Raw genomic sequence first — 16,831 nt, forward strand, 5'->3', positions numbered from 1 at the left:
GAAGTCCCGAACGCCCCGACCGCCGTCCGCGGCCGCGGGCGCCGGGGTGGCCTACGGCGACGCCCCGACCGAGCTGCCGACCCGGCCCGCATGACTATGCGGCGCCACGCAGTGTCAGCCCGAACTACGGGACAGCCCTTGGGCGCCGACCGGCCGGGCGAGGGTCGCGACGAGCACGGCCTTGATGGTGTGCAGCCGGTTCTCGGCCTCGTCGAAGACGAGGGAGTGCGCGGATTCGAACACCTCGTCCGTCACCTCCAGCGACTCCAGCCCGTGCCGCTCGTGGATCTCCCGGCCAACCTTGGTGCCCAGGTCGTGGAACGCGGGCAGGCAGTGCAGGAACTTCACGTCCGGGTTCCCGGTCGCGCGCAGTACGTCCATCGTGACGGCGTACGGGGCCAGGGCGCCGATCCGCTCGTCCCAGACCTCCTTGGGCTCGCCCATGGAGACCCACACGTCGGTGGCGACGAAGTCCGCCTGGGCCACGCCCTCGGCGACGTTCTCGGTCAACGTGATCCGGGCCCCGCTGGCGGCCGCGAGCCGGTGCGCCTCCGACACCACCGACTCGGCCGGCCAGTACGCCTTCGGCGCGACGATGCGTACGTCCATGCCGAGCAGCGCACCGGTCACCAGGTACGAGTTGCCCATGTTGAAGCGGGCGTCGCCGAGGTAGGCGAAGGTGATCCGGTCCAGCGGCTTGGCGCAGTGCTCGGTCATGGTGAGCACGTCGGCCAGCATCTGGGTGGGGTGCCAGTCGTCGGTGAGCCCGTTGAAGACCGGCACGCCGGAGTGGGCGGCGAGCGCCTCGACGGCCGCCTGGCTGTCACCCCGGTACTCGATGCCGTCGAACATCCGGCCGAGCACCCGCGCCGTGTCCTTGACCGACTCCTTGTGGCCGATCTGGGAGCTGGCCGGGTCGAGGTAGGTGGTGTGGGCGCCCTGGTCGGCGGCGGCGACCTCGAACGCGCAGCGGGTGCGCGTCGAGGTCTTCTCGAAGATCAGCGCGATGTTCCTGCCCTCGAGGCGGCGCTGCTCGGCCCCGGCCTTCTTGGCGGCCTTCAGGTCGGCGGCGAGCTCGATCAAGCCGCGGAACTCGGCGGCGGAAAAGTCGAGCTCCTTGAGGAAACTGCGGCCGACGAGGTCGGTGGCCATCGGGGTACTCCAGGGTCGCACTGACAGGGGATGTTGGAAGTGTATACGTTCTCCTGCATTGATATACAGCCCCCCATCCACCGGTCCGCCGGCCTCCGTTTCCGCCGGTCCTCGGTTGCGCGGTCCTCCGGTCCCCCTCCGGGTCAGGCCGGGTCACGCTCCACCGGGCAGCTCATGCACCGCGGCCCGCCCCGGCCCCGCCCCAGCTCGCTGCCCGGGATCTCGATGACCTCGATGCCCTCCTTGCGCAGGTGTGTGTTGGTCGTCACGTTCCGCTCGTACGCCACCACCACCCCCGGCTCGACGGCCAGCACGTTGCAGCCGTCGTCCCACTGCTCGCGCTCCGCCGCGTGCACGTCCTGCGTCGCGGTCAGCACCCGGATCGAGTCCAGCCCGAGCGCTGCCGCGATCGCCCGGTGCATGTGCTCGGGCGGATGGTCGGTCACCTTCAGCTCCTGCAGGCCGGCGCCCGGCTCGATCGTGTAGGAGCGCAGCATGCCGAGGCCCGCGTACTGGGTGAACGTATCTCCGTCCACCATCGTCATCACCGTGTCCAGGTGCATGAACGCCCGCCGCTTCGGCATGTCCAGCGCCACGATGGTGGTCGCCGAGCCGGCCGCGAAGAGGCCGCGCGCGAGCATCTCCACCGCCTGCGGCGTCGTCCGCTCGCTCATCCCGATCAGCACCGCGCCGTTGCCGATGACGAGCACGTCGCCGCCCTCGATCGTCGACGGGTAGTCCGCCTGCCCCTGCGACCAGTAGTGGAAGGCCCCCGAGGAGGTGAAGAGCGGGTGGTGCTTGTAGATCGCCTCGAAGTGCACCGTCTCGCGCTGCCGGGCCGGCCAGCGCATCGCGTTGATGGACACCCCGTCGTAGATCCAGGCGGAGGTGTCCCGGGTGAACAGGTGGTTGGGCAGCGGCCCCAGCAGGAAGTCGTCCAGCTCCATGGCGTGGAAGCGGACCGACACCGGCTCGGCGTGCCGCTCCAGGTACTCGCGCTTGGTCATCCCGCCGACCAGCGCCTCGGCCAGCCCGGTCGCCGGCAGCTGGTCGAAGACCGCGCGCAGGTGGTCGGTGGCGAGCGGCCCGTACTCCTTCTCGTCGAACACCCGGTCCAGTACGAGGTGTCTGGCCTCCGGGATGTCCAGGGCCTCGCACAACAGGTCGCCGAAGAGGTGCACCTCCACGCCGCGGTCGCGCAGGACGTCCGCGAAGCCGTCGTGCTCCTGGCGGGCCCGGCGCACCCACAGCACGTCGTCGAAGAGGAGTGCGTCCTTGTTGCTGGGTGTGAGCCGCTTCAGCTCCAGGTCGGGCCGGTGGAGGATGACGCGGCGAAGCCGCCCGGTCTCGGAGTCGACATGGAATCCCATGGCGTACACGTTCGCAGACCGGACGGCTTTTTGACGTGGCGTTCGCTCAGGAGACCGAGCGGAACCGGCAGCCCCTGCAGGCCCGGCAGCCCCCGTGGGATCAGCGCAGACCGAGGAGTGCCGTCGGGGTCCCGATCAGCTCCGGGGTGGTCAGGCCGAGCTTGGGCACGGTCAGGTCCGGGATCCCGAAATTGTCGCCGTTCGGCATCGTCAGCGGGGCGCCGACGACCGCACCGGGGGTGCGGGCGAGCAGGTCGGTGGCCGGGGACTCCAGCGTGCCCTCGCCGTCCGTCTTCGGGTCGCCGAGCAGGTTCGGCACCGGCGTGCCGACCAGGGTGCTGCCGAGCTCGGTGCTGACCGGCAGCACCGGGAGGATCGGGCTGGGGAGCAGATCGCCCGTGTGGTACCGGGGGGCCTCCGGGGCGCCGACGACCGGCACCGGCACCGCGGTGGCCACGCGCGGGGTGTCCACGCCCAGCGTGGTCTTCACCGCATCCAGGGGCACGGCCACCGGCACCGAGTCGGCCACGGCCGGGGTGGCCGCGCCGGCCGCAGCCATACAGGTCATGAGTGCCGCAATGCTTCCGCGCGCGGTCATCTTCATAGGTGACGTTCCGTCCTTCCAGGGTCGCGGACATTCCGCTGCCCTGGATGAACGATCCCGCCGATGGTTTTCCCGGCGTTCTTCGGGAAAGTTCCCCCATACGACCTAATTCGGGGCCGTACGGGGGCCTCACCTTTACGGCGGCGTGCGACGCGCTGTCACCCTCTGCGTCACAGCCTCCGCGTCACAGCCTCCGCGTCACAGCCTCCGCGTCACACCTCGGAACACCGCTGCGTCACAACCGGGGGTCGACCGGCTCCGATTCGAGGGCGAGCACCCCGAAGACCGCCTCGTGCACCCGCCACAGCGGCTCCTCGGCCGCCAGCCGGTCCAGGGCCTCCAGCCCGAGCGCGTACTCGCGCAGGGCCAGCGAGCGCTTGTGCCCCAGGAACCGCTGGCGCAGCTTCTCCAGCTGCTCCGGACGCGTGTACTCCGGCCCGTAGATGATCCGCAGGTACTCGCGGCCGCGGACCTTGATGCCGGGCTGGACCAGGCGGCCCTTGCCGTCCCGGGCGTATGCCTGGAGCGGCTTGACGACCATGCCCTCGCCGCCCGCGGCCGTCAGGGCGAGCCACCAGTCGGTGCCCGCCCGTACGGAGTCCTCGTCGGCGGTGTCGACCAGGATCCGGCCGGTGCGGCGCAGCAGCCCGGTGCCGGCCGCCTCGTCGGCGGCGACGAGCCGGTCGAGCCAGAACAGCTGCTCGTCGTGCGCTACGTCGGCCAGTGAGCGCCCGGCTGCCGCCAGGAGCTGGAAGGGCGCGAACCGTACGCCGTCCAGCCCGTCGGTGGTCCAGCAGTAGCGCCGGTAGGCGTCGGTGAACCGCTCGGCGTCGGCGGCCCGGTCCTGCTGGCGGGCGAGCAGGTCGCCGGTGTCGATGCCCCGCCCGGTGGCCGCGGCCAGGGCGGCGAGGGCGTCCGGGAAGACGGCGCGGGAGGCCGCGCCGACGGCGGCGTACTGGTTGCGCAGCAGGCCGGTGGACTTCAGCGACCAGGGCAGCAGCTCCCCGTCCAGCAGCAGCCAGTCGGTGGCCAGCTCCTCCCACAGGCCCGCGTCGGTGATGGCGCCGCGGAGCCGGGCGAGGACCTCCTCGGTGACCTCGGGGTCGTGGAAGAAGGGCCGGCCGGTGCGGGTGTAGACGGACCCGGTCGGGCCCTCGACGCCGAAGCGCTCGCGGGCCGTCTCGGCGTCCTTGCAGACGAGGACGGTGGCGCGGGAGCCCATGTGCTTCTCCTCGCAGACGACCTGGGCGATGCCGTCCTTGCGGTACTGGGCGAAGGCCTCGGCCGGGTGCTCCAAGTAGCCGCCCTCCTGCGAGGTCGCCGTGGGCGCCATGGTGGGCGGCAGGTACGGGACCAGCCGCGGGTCCACCGCGAAGCGGCTCATGACCTCCAGGGCCGCCGCCGCGTTCTCCTCGCGCACGGTGACGTTGCCCAGGTGCCGGGTCTCGACGATCCGGCGCCCGTGGACGTCGCCCAGGTCGAGCGGGCGCCCGTCGTGCCCGCCGGGTGCTTCGGTGGCGAGCGGCCTGACCGGCTCGTACCAGACCTTCTCGGCCGGCACGTCGACCAGTTCGCGCTCGGGCCAGCGCAGCGCGGTCATCTTCCCGCCGAAGACGGCGCCGGTGTCCAGGCAGATGGTGTTGTTGATCCAGGCGGTGTTCGGGACCGGGGTGTGGCCGTAGACCACGACGGCCTTGCCGCGGTAGTCCTCGGCCCACGGGTAGCGCACGGGCAGGCCGAACTCGTCGGTCTCGCCCGTGGTCTCCCCGTACAGGGCGTGCGAGCGGACCCGGCCGGAGGTGCGGCCGTGGTACTTCTCGGGCAGGCCGGCGTGGCAGACCACCAGCTTGCCGCCGTCGAGGACGTAGTGGCTGACGAGGCCGCGGATGAACTCCCGCACCTCCTGGACGAACTCCTCCGGCTCGTGGCTGAGCTGCTCGATCGTCTCGGCCAGCCCGTGGGTCTGCTGGACCTTGGAGCCCTTGAGGTAACGGCCGAGCTTGTTCTCGTGGTTCCCGGGCACGCACAGGGCGTTGCCGGACCCGACCATGCCCATCACGCGGCGCAGGACGCCGGGGCTGTCCGGGCCGCGGTCGACGAGGTCGCCGACGAAGACCGCGGTGCGGCCCTCCGGGTGGGCGCCGTCCTCGTACCCGAGCTTGCCGAGCAGGGTCTCCAGCTCGGAGGAACAGCCGTGGATGTCGCCGATGATGTCGAACGGGCCGGTGAGGTGGGTGAGGTCGTTGAACCTCTTCTCCCGTACCACCTCCGCGCTGTCGGCCTCTTCGGCCGAACGCAGCACGTGCACCTTGCGGAAACCCTCGCGCTCCAGTCCGCGCAGCGAGCGGCGCAGGTCGCGGCGGTGCCGCTGGATGACGGCGCGGGGCAGCCCGGCCCGGTCGGGGCGGCCGGCGTTGCGTTCGGCGCAGACCTCCTCGGGCATGTCGAGGACGATGGCGATGGGCAGTACGTCGTGCGCGCGGGCGAGCTGGACCAGCTGCCGGCGGGCCCCGGACTGCACGCTGGTCGCGTCGACGACGGTGAGGCGGCCGGCTTCCAGCCGCTTGCCGGCGATGTAGTGGAGGACCTCGAAGGCGTCCCGGCTCGCACTCTGGTCGTTCTCGTCGTCGGAGACGAGGCCCCGGCAGTAGTCGGAGGAGATGACCTCGGTGGGCTTGAAGTGCTTGCGGGCAAAGGTGGACTTGCCGGATCCGGTGGCCCCGATCAGGACGACGAGGGACAGGTCGGTGACGGGAAGTACGCGCGTGCCGGTCGTGGTCATGCGACCTCACCCTCCTTCTGGATATCGGTGCTGATCTGCGAAAAGACGGCCATCTGGGTGGGCGGCCCCACCTCGGGGTCGTCGTCGCCGACGGGAACGAACTCGGCGGCGTACCCGTACCGTTCGGCGACCTCGCCGGCCCAGGTACGGAACTCCGCGCGGGTCCACTCGAAGCGGTGGTCGCCGTGCCGGACGTGCCCTGCGGGCAGGGTCTCCCAGCGGACGTTGTACTCGACGTTCGGGGTGGTGACGAGGACGGTGCGGGGGCGGGCCGAGCCGAACACCGCGTACTCCAGGGCGGGCAGCCGCGGCAGATCGAGGTGCTCGATGACCTCGCTGAGCACGGCCGCGTCGTACCCGGCCAGCCGCTTGTCGGTGTAGGCGAGCGAGCCCTGGAGCAGCTGGACGCGGCTGCTCTGCCGCTCCCCCATCCGCTCGAGGCGCAGCCGCTTGGCGGCCATGCCGAGGGCCCGCATGGACACGTCGACGCCGACGATCTCGGTGAAGGCCACGTCCTTGAGGAGCGCCTGCACCAGCTGGCCCTGTCCGCAGCCGAGGTCGAGGACCCGGGCCGCGCCTGCGGTGCGCAGCGCGGCGAGGATCGCCTCGCGCCGCTGCACGGCGAGCGGCACGGGCTTCTCCTCGGTCTCACCCACGGCGTTGTCGAGCTCCTCGACCTCACTGCCGTCGGCCTCGGCCAGCCGGACCAGCTCCAGCCGCTCCAGGGCGTCGCGGGTCAGCCGCTTGTGGCGGGCCAGGTAGCGGGCGCTGATGAGCCCGTTCTCGGGGTGCGCGGCCAGCCAGCCGTCTCCGGCGCGCAGCAGCTTGTCGACCTCGTCGGGGGCGACCCAGTAGTGCTTGGCGTCGTCGAGCACGGGCAGCAGAACATAGAGCTGCCGCAGCGCGTCGGCGAGCCGCAGCTCGCCCTCCAGCACGAGCCGCACGTACCGGGACTCCCCCCACTCGGGGAACTGCTCGTCGAGCGGTACGGGTTCGGCCCGTACGAGGTCCCAGCCGAGCGGATCGAACAGCCGGTGCACGAGGGCCGCCCCGCCCCGGGCGGGCAGCGCCGGGATCTCGATCCGCAGCGGACGGGCCTGCTCCGGCAGCTCGGGCCGGGCGGTGCACCGGCCCTTGAGCGCGCTGCGGAAGACGGAACTGAGCGCGACGGCGAGCAGCGAGGAGGCCGCGTACGGGCGGTCGTTGACGTACTGCGCGAGCGCTGCGTCGGGCGCCCCGCCCCGCCCCTTGCCCTGCCCGCGCCGCACGAGCGCGACGGGATCCACCTCCAGCAGCAGAGCCGCCGTGCACCGCGCATCCGTGGCCTCGGGGTAGAAGACGTGGGCGGTGCCATGGGAGGTGGAAAACGCCTGCACCTTCCCAGGATGCTTGTGCAGCAGAAAGCCCAGGTCGGTAGCCGGGTGCTCAGCACTGCCAGTGGTGGAGATCGTCAGGAACATGCAGCTCAGCATGGATGCAGCCCGTTGTCGGGGGCCACCGAATTTCCCCCTCGGCCACCCCCCGCCCCACCCTCGGATCCCGATCCGGCCAAGTACCCGACGCCCGCGCGGACGGCGCTGTACGGTCCCCGGAACACGTCGTTCCCGTGTCCCCGCAGCCCCGTCGCCCAGGAGGGCTTCCCCTCGTGTACCCGCCGCAGCCTTACCCACCCATGCCCGCGCCCGTGCGCCGCTGGTGGCAGCATCCCGCCCTGATCATCGCCCTGCTGGTCGTGATCCCGCCCGCGGGCATCGCGCTCGCCTGGACCAGCCGGTGGGGGCAGGCCAAGAAGATCGTGGCGACGGTCCTGGCCGGTCTGTGGTTCCTCACGCCCTTCCTGGGCGACCCGCCGAAGAAGGCGGAGGCCGACGCCAAGCCGGCCGCTCTCGCGTCCGCCTCGCCCAGTGCGAGCCCCAGCCGGACCGAGCCGCCCGCTCTCGTTGGCCGGAACCTCAAGGAGGCGAGAGCCACCGCGCTCGCCGCGGGATTCCAGGTGCTCTCGCACGACGCGTCCGAGGGGAGCGCCGCCCAAGTGACCGAGGACGACTGGAAGGTGTGCTTCCAGAGCCTGGTCACCGAGAAGGCCGGTGCGATACCCGCGCTCGACTTCGGCGTGGTCCGCACCGACGCCCCGTGCCCCGCGAAGGACGGGGATCCGATCCTCTATCCGAAGATGCCCAAGATCGTCGGCCTGACCTTCGCCAAGGCGTCCGAGACGCTCAAGCCGATCGGCTTCCGGAAGATCGAGCCGCAGAGCGCGTTCACGGACGTCACCCTGTCGGCCGCCGTGGACGACTGGGCCGTCTGCTTCCAGGAGCCCGAAGAGGGCAAGGAAATCAGCGCGCCCGGTACCACCTCGGCCTCCCTGAAGCTCGTGTCTCCCGGGACCACCTGCCCGGGTGCACCGAACACCCGGCTCCACCCCGAGCCGGTGCCGACGCATGACGACGACTCCGGCAGCTCCGCGTCGGGCGGCTCCTCTTCCGGGGGATCCACGTCCGGGGGGTCCTCCTCGGGAGGGTCTTCCTCCGGGGGGTCTTCCTCCTCCGGCGGGTCCGACAGCGGCGGCGGAGGCGGAAACACCGTGACGCCCGGTGCGTTCTGCTCCCCGGCCGGGGCGACCGGCGTCAGCAAGAAGGGCACCTCCTACACCTGCAAGGGTCCCGGTCAGCCCCGCTGGCGCCCCTGATTGGTCCCACCCCGGGAAATCCCGGCGGCCAGTTCGGCGATGCCCGCAGGGCCGATGCGGCAGCAGCCGCCGATGAGGCGGGCGCCGGTGCGGGTCCAGGCGGCGGTGGGCCAGGGGGCGGGGTCGGCGGGGGCGTGCCATTCGCCGGTGGCCGCGTCCCAGACGGAGCCGTCATTGGGGTAGGCCAGGAGCGGCTTGGCGGTGACGGAGGCGGCGGCCTCGAGGGCGGGCAGCACGTCCGCCGGGGCGCAGCAGTTGACGCCGAGGGCGATGATCTCCGGGGTCCCGGCCGCGAGGGCGAAGGCCTCGGGGAGGGGCTGGCCGGCGCGGGTGCGGGCGTCGGCCACGGTGTAGCTCAGCCAGGCGGGCACGCCGGTGCCGGCGAGGACGGTGAGGAGGGCTTCGGCCTCGTCGGCGTCCGGGACGGTCTCCAGGGCCAGGACGTCGGGGCCCGCCTCGAGCAGTGCCTCGATGCGCGGGCGGTGGAAGGCGGCGAGCTCGCGCACGCTCAGCCCGTACCGCCCGCGGTACTCGGAGCCGTCCGCGAGCACCGCCCCGTACGGGCCGACCGAGGCGGCGACCCAGACCTCGTGGTCCGCGGCCTCGGCCGCCCGGGCGGCGAGTGTGACGCTGCGCTGCAGCAGGGCGGTGGTCGCGGCCCGGTCGTGGCCGTGGGCGGCGAAGGCCTCGTACCCCACCTGGTAGCCGGCGGTGATCAGCACCTCGGCGCCGGCCCGCGCGTACGCCGTGTGGGCGGCCTCCACCTGGTCCGGCCGCTCGGCGAGCACCCGGCCCGACCAGAGGCCGCCGGACAGGTCGCAGCCCTGGTCGGCGAGCTGGTTGCTCAGCCCGCCGTCCAGGAGCACGACCCTGCGGGCCAGGGCTTCGGCGAGCGGGCCGGACGCGCGGGGCATCGGTCGTGCGCCTCCCTCAGCCGAGCTGGGACAGCACCTGGGCCGAGATCAGCTCCAGGTGGTCCAGGTCGTCGAGGTCGAGCAGCTGGAGGTAGACGCGGGAGCTGCCGACGGCCGCGTAGGCGCCGATCTTCTCCACGACCTCGGCCGGGGAGCCGGCCAGGCCGTTGGCCTTGAGCTCGTCCACGTCCCGGCCGATGGCGGCGGCGCGGCGGGCGACCTCGGCGTCGTCCCTGCCGACGCACACCACGAGGGCGTTGGAGTAGACGAGGTCGTCGGCCTTGCGCCCTGCCTCCTCGGCGGCCGAGCGCACCCGGCCGAACTGCCGCTCGCTGTCCGCGATCGACGCGAACGGCATGTTGAACTCGTCGGCGTACCGGGCGGCGAGGCGCGGGGTGCGCTTCGCGCCGTGGCCGCCGATGAGCACGGGCACCTTGGCCTGGGCCGGCTTGGGCAGCGCCGGGGACTTCTCCACCTGGTAGTGGGTACCGGCGTAGTCGAACGTGGCGCCGGGATCGGTGGCCCACAGGCCGGTGACGATGGCCAGCTGCTCCTCCAGCCGGGCCATCCGCTCCGCCGGGAACGGGATGCCGTACGCCTTGTGCTCCTCCTCGAACCAGCCCGCTCCCAGGCCCAGTTCGACCCGGCCTCCGGACATCTGGTCGACCTGGGCCACCTGGATGGCGAGTACGCCGGGCAGCCGGAAGGTGCCGGCCGTCATCAGCGTGCCCAGCCGGATCCGCCGCGTCTCGCGGGCCAGGCCCGCGAGGGTGATCCAGGCGTCGGTGGGCCCGGGCAGGCCGTCCGCCGATCCCATCCGCAGATAGTGGTCGGACCGGAAGAACGCGTCGAAGCCCAGGTCCTCGGTGGCCTTCGCGACGGTCAGGAGGGTGTCGTAGCTGGCGCCCTGCTGGGGTTCGGTGAAAATACGGAGATCCATACCTCCCATCCTGCCTCCCCCGGCCGCCTCCGGCAGGCGCCCCCGTCCCACCCCGGCGGGGTGAATCTGCGTCAACCCGGCGGTCCACCCCGCACCCGGCCAGTGACCGGCCCGGACGGGGATCGTTACACGACCACGCACGTCAGGAGCCCACGACGGCCGCCCAGGGCGGCGCGCCGAAGGGCCTGCTGCAGCAGATGGAAGAGCTGATGGCGGCGCTGAACGCCGACCTGTCGCAGCTCGACGCCGACCTCCAGTCCTCCACGGACCGCACCCCCGGCGCGCCGTCGGCCCCGGGCAGCCGTACCCCCGAGAGCGAGCGCCCGTCCTACCGGTCGTACTGACCGTGCGGGTCCCGTCGCGCGCGGCGGGACCCTCGACCCCGTTCTCCCGTCGTACGTCCGCTCCCGTCAGGCCACGCCCGAGGCGGACCCCCGTTCGCGGACCGCCAGGCGCCGCAGGACGGCCCGGACCCGGTCGCTCGATTCGTCGGCCGCGTCGATGGACTCTATGCACTGCCAGTACAGGCCTTCGTCGTCCGTCGCACAGGCCACCCCGACCAGGGCTATCCCCACTTCGCCGAGCAACGCCTGCAGTCCGAGCAGAGCCTGGCGGACATCCACCACCTCGGTCAGCTGCGCCGCTCTCGGCGGATAGTCGGGCGCGCTGCCCTCGCCGCGCAGGGCGGCTCTGTCGAGCACCCCGCAGCCTCTGCCCCCTGCTTCGCCCAGTCCCCGTGCCTCCGATCTCAGCTCCGGCGGCCCGGTGACCGCCAGCCAGCTCCCTATCCCCTGCGCGAGCGCCTGGGCCTGCCAGGCCTCGCCCACGATGTCCATCGCCGCCCCGCTCTGTGCCAGCGCGTGCCGGCCGGCCGCGATGAGCCGTACCGCATCCATATGCCGTCCCCCGTCCGCACGACATCCACCGTTCTCACCACTACCCAGAGTGAGGGCAATGAGCCAGTAAAGCCAGGGGTATTCGGAAATCTATGGACACAAACATGGTTGTGGACGACGCCATCACTCCGAAGAGTGACAATTCGATGTCGGAGGCCCCGTCACCGGGAAGCGGAGCTCGTTCCTCTCGATCTTCGCGGCGAGCGCATCCAGCACATCCACCCCGAGAACCTCACAGAACTGCAGCAGATACGCCAGCACGTCGGCCACCTCATCGGCCACGCGGTGCGCGGTGTCCGGCTTCTCCATGACCTTCGCCGACTGTTCCGGGGTCAGCCACTGGAAGATTTCGACCAGTTCGGAAGCCTCCACGCTCAGCGCCACGGCCAGGTTCTTGGGCGTGTGGTACGGCTCCCAGCCGCGCACGGCAGCGAACTCGGCCAGCCGCCGCTGCAGTTGCCGCAGCCGCTCCTCCGGGTGCAGCTCGTCCACGTGCTGTACGTCCTGCTCATCGCTCATGGCGTCAGGTCTACCACCGTCACCCCCGGGGTCACACGGGCGGCCGCGGCGGTCTCCTCCCCCACCGCGGCGACCAGGCGGACATGGCCGCGGCCGCAGCACAGCAGGGCCAGCCGCAGCAGCTCGGCGTTCTGCCGCCGGTCCAGGCCGCGGTCGAAGCCGTCGGCGAGGACGGTCAGCGTCTGCCGGGCGGAGAGCAGTTCGGCGGCCGGATCCATGGCCAGTACCCCCGGACCGGTCAGCAGGACCAGCGCCAGCGCGAGGAACCGGAGCTCGCCCGCGCCCAGCCGGCCCAGTTCCGTGGCGGGCCCGGCGGAGCCGCGGTCCAGCAGCGCCGTGACCGGGCCGTGCGCGGGGGCCCGTACGTCCAGACCCGCCACCGGGCCCGAACAGCCGGTCCGCGCCGCCGCGGCCAGCAGCGCATGGCGGGTGCCGCATTCGTGGCGGGTCCGGCGCAGCACGTCGGCCAGGTTGGCGCAGTCGCCGAGCAGCCGGCCCGCGCCCGGCGGGACGGGGGCCCGCATCCGATCGGGGCGCGGGTCGCAGGGGAACACCGAGCGCAGGGCCACCACCACCTGCTCGGCGGCGGCGAGGACCTGCCGCTGTCCGGCCGTGGCGCCGGCCACGCGCAGCGGGAGCAGGGCGGTGCCGAGCCGGTCGTCGGGCAGCGGGGCCCGGGTGACGCCGATGGCCCCGCCGGTCAGCCAAGAGGCCTGGACGGAGCGCCGGCCGGGGTCGCGCAGGGCGGTGCTGAGCAGGATCTGCCCGCCCACCGAGAGCCGTTCGCCGACGATCCGCAGTGCGGGTTCGGCCTGGACGGCGAGGTCGAGGCGGACGGGCCCGGCCGGGCCGTCGACGGTGCAGCCGATGCGGAATCCGCGCCGCCCCTCGCCGTCGGGCAGGGCCCGGTCGGGGATCCGGGCCCGCGGGTCGGGAAACGCCTCCTCCAGGGTGGCCCCGGATCCGAGCCCGGCCAGGGCCTCGTAGGCGGCGAAGGCCTGGGACTTGCCGCTGCCGCTGGGCCCGGTCAGGAAGGTCACGGGCCCGAGCGGGAAGACGGCCGCGCGGTGCGCCCCGAAGGCGGAGAGCCGCAACTCGGTGACGGCGGGACGGTGGTGCACGACGGCAGGCGGGAGCACATGGTCGGCAGGTACGGCGGATAACCCGGCACGCGCAGAAGCCGTGGCTCCCTGCGCGTCCAAGTCCAAGGTGGCGTCCATGCGCCGGACGGTACGGCCCGCCGGACCCCTGGTGGGCCCGGCGAACCGTTCCGCCGAGGCGACCTTCCTACGATCGGGGGACGGCGGCGGCCGCGATCCCCTCGACCTCGGTCCCGACGGGCGCCAGCAGGAAGACGTTCCGGTCGACCCGGTGCATCCCGCTGCCCAGTCCGAAGACCACGCCGCTGCTGAAGTCGAGGATCCGCTTGGCCACTTCGCCGTCCGCGCCGGTGAGGTCGAGCAGCACCGGGATCTGCGCGATCAGGTACTCGGCCACCTCCCTGGCATCGGCGAAGATCTGGACCCGGATCACGACGAAGCGCCGCTGTTCCGCCGCGGCAGCTCCCGGCGCCGTGGGGATCGTGCGGTGGTCCACCCGGGAGGGCCACTCGTTGCGACTGCGCAGGGGGACCACCTGCGCGAGCCCCTCCCACTGTTCGTCCGTGACGTCGTACCTGCTCACCGGGCCGCCTCGGCCGTGCGCTTCATGTGCATCCCGCCATCCTCTCGCGTTTCACCCGTTCAGCCCAACAACGACACGAGCGACGCAGGGTACTCCTGCGAAAGCGAATAGGTTAGGTTAGGCATGCCTAAGTCACTCGCCCAGGACGATGGAGACCCGCATGCGCATGTCCGGTGCTGCCCCTGCCACCCCGGCCGCCGGCCGGCCCACCGACGCCGAGCGGGTCCGGTCGGTCCTGGTCGCCGCACACTCCATGACCGTGGTCACCGACGGACTGCGCAGCGAGGTCCGCCACCTCGACGGGGCGGACCCGATGGGCCGGCTGCACCTGCACCCCGGCGAGCCCGGCGGCGACGGCGAGTACCGGCCTTCGATCCGGCTGGAGTTCACCGACATCGCCCCCACCCCCGTACGGGACCGGGTGCGCGCCCGCGTCACGATCCTGGGCCGGCTGCTCTCGCCCTACACGGACGAAGGCGCCGACTCCACCTGCATGGAATTCGGCCGCGCCGTCCTCGAGACCGCGGAGGGCCGCTCGTACGTCGGCCTCGAAGAGCTCGACGCGGCCTGCCCCGACCCGCTCGCGCCGTTCGAGGCCGGGATGCTCACACACCTCCTCGACGACCACGCCGAACTCGTCACCCTCCTGCTGCGCCTGGTCCAGCCGCTGCCCACCGGCGCGATCCTGCGCGTACTGCCGCTCGCCATGGACCGGTACGGGATCACCCTGCGCCTGGAGCAGCGGCGCGGACACCGCGACGTACGGCTGCCGTTCCCCTCGCCCCTCGACGACGTCGAGCAGTCCGGGGTGCAGATCCAGGCCCTGTTCAGCGCGGCCCGGCGGAGCTCGCACCGCAACAGCCTGCCCGCCTGAGGAATACGTCCGTACGGGGTTCCGTTGGGGACGATCATGAAGGCAATCACGTACAGCGCATATGGAACTTCCGAGAACCTCACGCTCGTTGACGTACCGCAGCCCAAGGTCGGCCCGGGCGAGGTGCTGGTCCGGGTCAAGGCAGCCGGCGTGAACCCGGTGGACTGGAAGCTCGCCGCCGGATATCTCGACCCGATCCTCGAAGTCCGCTACCCGGTCATACCCGGCTGGGACGTCGCCGGAGTCGTCGAGGCCGTCGGCCCCGACACCTTCGACCATGCGGTCGGCGACGAGGTCTACGGGTACGTCCGCAAGGAGTGGGTCGAGCTCGGCACCTACGCCGAACTGGTCAGCGCCCCTGTCCGGACGCTGGCCCGCAAGCCGCGCGGGCTGACCTTCGAGCAGGCCGCGGGCATCCCGCTGGCCGGCCTCACCGCGTACCAGTCCCTCGTCCGCGTGGGCCTCAAGGCCGGCGAGACCGTGGTCATCCACTCCGCGGCCGGCGGCACCGGCTCCCTCGGCGTGCAGATCGCCGTAGCGCTCGGCCTGCGCGTCATCGGCACGGCCGGCGCGCACAACCACGACTACCTGCGCTCGCTCGGCGCCGAGCCCGTCCTGTACGGGGAGGGCCTGGCGGACCGGATCCGCGCGCTCGCCCCCGAAGGCATCGACGCGGGGCTGGACTTCTTCGGAGACGGCGCCGTCGAGATCCTCCAGTCGCTCGTCAAGGAGCGCAGCCGGGTGGTCTCCATCGCCGACTACGAGGCCGCGGCCAAGGGCGCGCACCAGCTGTGGGTGCGCCCGGACTCCGCCGACCTGACGTTCCTCGGGGAACTGGCCGACGCGGGGAAGCTCACGGTCAACGTGGAGCACGCACTGCCGCTCGCCGAGGCCGCGAAGGCCTGGGAACTCAGCGCGGCGGGCCGCACGCGCGGCAAGATCGTACTGACGGTCTGACGGCGCTGCGCCGCGGGCCGCCGGAGTACGGGTCTCCGGCGGTCCGCGGCAGGGCGGGTCAGGGCGCGGGGTCCGTCACGAGGCGGCCTGCGCGTACCGGTTCGCCGGGCGCGGGAGGCCGTAGTTCTCGCGCAGGGTCGTACCGGTGTACTCCGTACGGAACAGGCCGCGCCTCTGCAGGATCGGCACGACGTGGTCGACGAAGGCCGTCAGCCCGGTCGGCAGGACGGGCGCCATGATGTTGAAGCCGTCGGCAGCGCCTTGGGTGAACCACTCCTCCAGCTGGTCGGCGATCTGCTCGGGCGTGCCGGCGAAGACGCGGTGGCCGCGGCCGGCGCCGAGGCGGGCGATCAGCTCGCGCAGCGTGAGGCCGTCGCGGCGGGCCAGTTCGGCGACGAGGGTGAAGCGGCTCTTGTTGCCGTTGATGTCCCGTTCCTCGGGGAGCTCGGGCAGCGGGCCGTCGAGGGGGTGGCCGGTGAGGTCGGTGCCGAGCATGCCGGAGAGCTGGGCGAGCCCGTACTCCGGCACCTGGAGGTCGGTGAGCTCCTGCTCCAGGGCCTTCGCCTCGGCCTCGGTGGAGCCGATGACGGGCGCGATGCCGGGGAGGACGAGCAGGTCGGACCCGGTGCGGCCGTACTTGGCGAGACGCGACTTGAGGTCCTTGTAGAAGGTCTGCCCGTCGGCCAGGGTCTGCTGCGCGGTGAAGACGGCCTCGGCGTACTGGGCGGCGAACTCCTTGCCGTCCTCGGAGGACCCGGCCTGCACGAGGAGCGGGTGGCCCTGCGGGGAGCGGGGCACGTTGAGCGGGCCGGCCACGCCGAAGTACGTGCCGCGGTGGGCGGCGGGGTGCAGCTTGTCGGTGTCGGCGTAGATGCCGCGCTCCTTGTCGAGGACGATCGCGTCGTCCTCCCAGCTGTCCCAGAGCTTGGTGGCGACGTCGAGGAACTCGCGGGCGCGGTCGTAGCGGAGGCTGTGCTCGAGGTGCTCGTCCCGGCCGAAGTTGCGGGCCTCGTCGACGGTGCCGGAGGTGACGATGTTCCAGCCGGCGCGGCCGTTGCTGATGTGGTCGAGGGAGGCGAATTTGCGGGCGAGGTGGAACGGCTCGTTGAAGGTGGTGGAGACGGTGGCGATGAGCCCGATGTGCTCGGTGACGGCGGCGATGGCGGAGAGCAGGGTGAGCGGCTCGAACCCGCCGAGGGCGTTGTAACGGGCCTTGCCCCAGAGGGCGAGCCCGTCGGCGAAGAACACCGAGTCGAGCCGCCCGCGCTCGGCGGTCTGCGCCAGCTCCTGGAAGTACCGCAGGTCGGTGACCCGCTCGGGGTTGCTGCCGGGGTGCCGCCAGGCGGCGTCGTGGTGACCGGCGTTCATGAGGAAGGCGTTGAGGTGGAGGGTCCGGGGTGCGGTCATGGTGGTGTTCCTCGGGTCGGTGAGTCTGATGTGCCGGGCCCGAG

General features: G+C 72.3%; 16 protein-coding genes. 4 read left to right on the plus strand and 12 right to left on the minus strand.

Going from position 1 to position 16,831, the window contains the following annotated elements; genetic code table 11:
* Positions 1 to 114: 114 nt before the first annotated feature.
* The 5 genes from argF to OHT74_RS09950 all read right to left on the minus strand — a co-directional run bounded on the left by argF (position 115) and on the right by OHT74_RS09950 (position 7,368).
* Complete coding sequence (argF, locus tag OHT74_RS09930; RefSeq protein WP_266662715.1) at positions 115 to 1,152, minus strand: ornithine carbamoyltransferase; 1,038 nt, start codon at positions 1,150 to 1,152, stop codon at positions 115 to 117.
* A 143-nt stretch (positions 1,153 to 1,295) separates the two neighbouring features.
* Complete coding sequence (locus tag OHT74_RS09935) at positions 1,296 to 2,522, minus strand: arginine deiminase (protein WP_266634105.1); 1,227 nt, start codon at positions 2,520 to 2,522, stop codon at positions 1,296 to 1,298.
* Positions 2,523 to 2,622: 100 nt separating this feature from the next.
* Positions 2,623 to 3,090 (minus strand): hypothetical protein, encoded by a 468-nt coding sequence (locus tag OHT74_RS09940; protein ID WP_266997513.1) that lies wholly within the window; start codon positions 3,088 to 3,090, stop codon positions 2,623 to 2,625.
* A 271-nt stretch (positions 3,091 to 3,361) separates the two neighbouring features.
* Positions 3,362 to 5,908, minus strand: a complete 2,547-nt coding sequence (locus OHT74_RS09945) for a polynucleotide kinase-phosphatase (protein ID WP_328620062.1) — start codon at positions 5,906 to 5,908, stop codon at positions 3,362 to 3,364.
* Positions 5,905 to 7,368 carry a 3' terminal RNA ribose 2'-O-methyltransferase Hen1 gene (locus OHT74_RS09950; RefSeq protein WP_328620063.1) on the minus strand — a complete coding sequence of 488 codons (1,464 nt, stop codon included), beginning with the start codon at positions 7,366 to 7,368 and terminating at the stop codon, positions 5,905 to 5,907. Before OHT74_RS09950 ends, OHT74_RS09945 begins: the two co-directional genes overlap by 4 nt.
* Positions 7,369 to 7,580: 212 nt before the next feature.
* Here OHT74_RS09950 and OHT74_RS09955 point away from each other — a divergent pair, with 212 nt between their 5' ends.
* Positions 7,581 to 8,597 (plus strand): PASTA domain-containing protein, encoded by a 1,017-nt coding sequence (locus OHT74_RS09955; RefSeq protein WP_328620064.1) that lies wholly within the window; start codon positions 7,581 to 7,583, stop codon positions 8,595 to 8,597.
* Here the strand turns inward: OHT74_RS09955 and mmuM are convergent.
* Both mmuM and OHT74_RS09965 read right to left on the minus strand, forming a co-directional pair.
* Positions 8,576 to 9,511, minus strand: a complete 936-nt coding sequence (gene mmuM / locus OHT74_RS09960) for a homocysteine S-methyltransferase (RefSeq protein WP_328620065.1) — start codon at positions 9,509 to 9,511, stop codon at positions 8,576 to 8,578. The two genes, OHT74_RS09955 and mmuM, sit on opposite strands and share 22 nt — an antisense overlap.
* A gap of 16 nt (positions 9,512 to 9,527) precedes the next feature.
* Positions 9,528 to 10,451: an LLM class F420-dependent oxidoreductase gene (locus OHT74_RS09965; RefSeq protein ID WP_266662727.1), complete on the minus strand. Its 924-nt coding sequence runs from the start codon at positions 10,449 to 10,451 to the stop codon at positions 9,528 to 9,530.
* A 197-nt stretch (positions 10,452 to 10,648) separates the two neighbouring features.
* Here OHT74_RS09965 and OHT74_RS09970 point away from each other — a divergent pair, with 197 nt between their 5' ends.
* A complete protein-coding gene (locus tag OHT74_RS09970) occupies positions 10,649 to 10,795 on the plus strand; it encodes a hypothetical protein (RefSeq protein ID WP_266662729.1) in 147 nt (48 codons plus the stop codon).
* Positions 10,796 to 10,861: 66 nt separating this feature from the next.
* Here the strand turns inward: OHT74_RS09970 and OHT74_RS09975 are convergent, their stop codons facing one another.
* The 4 genes from OHT74_RS09975 to OHT74_RS09990 all read right to left on the minus strand — a co-directional run bounded on the left by OHT74_RS09975 (position 10,862) and on the right by OHT74_RS09990 (position 13,549).
* Positions 10,862 to 11,347 (minus strand): DUF6099 family protein, encoded by a 486-nt coding sequence (locus tag OHT74_RS09975; RefSeq protein ID WP_328620066.1) that lies wholly within the window; start codon positions 11,345 to 11,347, stop codon positions 10,862 to 10,864.
* 123 nt (positions 11,348 to 11,470) lie between these two features.
* Complete coding sequence (locus OHT74_RS09980; protein ID WP_328620067.1) at positions 11,471 to 11,839, minus strand: nucleotide pyrophosphohydrolase; 369 nt, start codon at positions 11,837 to 11,839, stop codon at positions 11,471 to 11,473.
* Positions 11,840 to 11,862: 23 nt separating this feature from the next.
* The gene (locus tag OHT74_RS09985) at positions 11,863 to 13,086 is read right to left on the minus strand and encodes an ATP-binding protein (protein WP_328620068.1); all 1,224 of its coding nucleotides are present in this window, start codon (positions 13,084 to 13,086) and stop codon (positions 11,863 to 11,865) included.
* A 67-nt stretch (positions 13,087 to 13,153) separates the two neighbouring features.
* Positions 13,154 to 13,549 (minus strand): cell division protein SepF, encoded by a 396-nt coding sequence (locus tag OHT74_RS09990; RefSeq protein WP_266662736.1) that lies wholly within the window; start codon positions 13,547 to 13,549, stop codon positions 13,154 to 13,156.
* A 160-nt stretch (positions 13,550 to 13,709) separates the two neighbouring features.
* Between OHT74_RS09990 and OHT74_RS09995 the strand changes: the two genes are divergently transcribed.
* Positions 13,710 to 14,423 (plus strand): DUF2470 domain-containing protein, encoded by a 714-nt coding sequence (locus OHT74_RS09995; protein WP_328620069.1) that lies wholly within the window; start codon positions 13,710 to 13,712, stop codon positions 14,421 to 14,423.
* A gap of 36 nt (positions 14,424 to 14,459) precedes the next feature.
* Complete coding sequence (locus OHT74_RS10000) at positions 14,460 to 15,380, plus strand: NADP-dependent oxidoreductase (RefSeq protein WP_266662740.1); 921 nt, start codon at positions 14,460 to 14,462, stop codon at positions 15,378 to 15,380.
* Positions 15,381 to 15,455: 75 nt separating this feature from the next.
* On the opposite strand, the gene OHT74_RS10005 is transcribed toward OHT74_RS10000, so the two are convergent.
* Positions 15,456 to 16,787, minus strand: coding sequence for an LLM class flavin-dependent oxidoreductase (locus tag OHT74_RS10005; RefSeq protein ID WP_266997503.1), 1,332 nt, complete (start codon positions 16,785 to 16,787; stop codon positions 15,456 to 15,458).
* Positions 16,788 to 16,831: the final 44 nt, after the last annotated feature.

It is taken from the genome of Streptomyces sp. NBC_00354 (assembly GCF_036106915.1).
Taxonomy (GTDB): Bacteria; Actinomycetota; Actinomycetes; order Streptomycetales; family Streptomycetaceae; genus Streptomyces.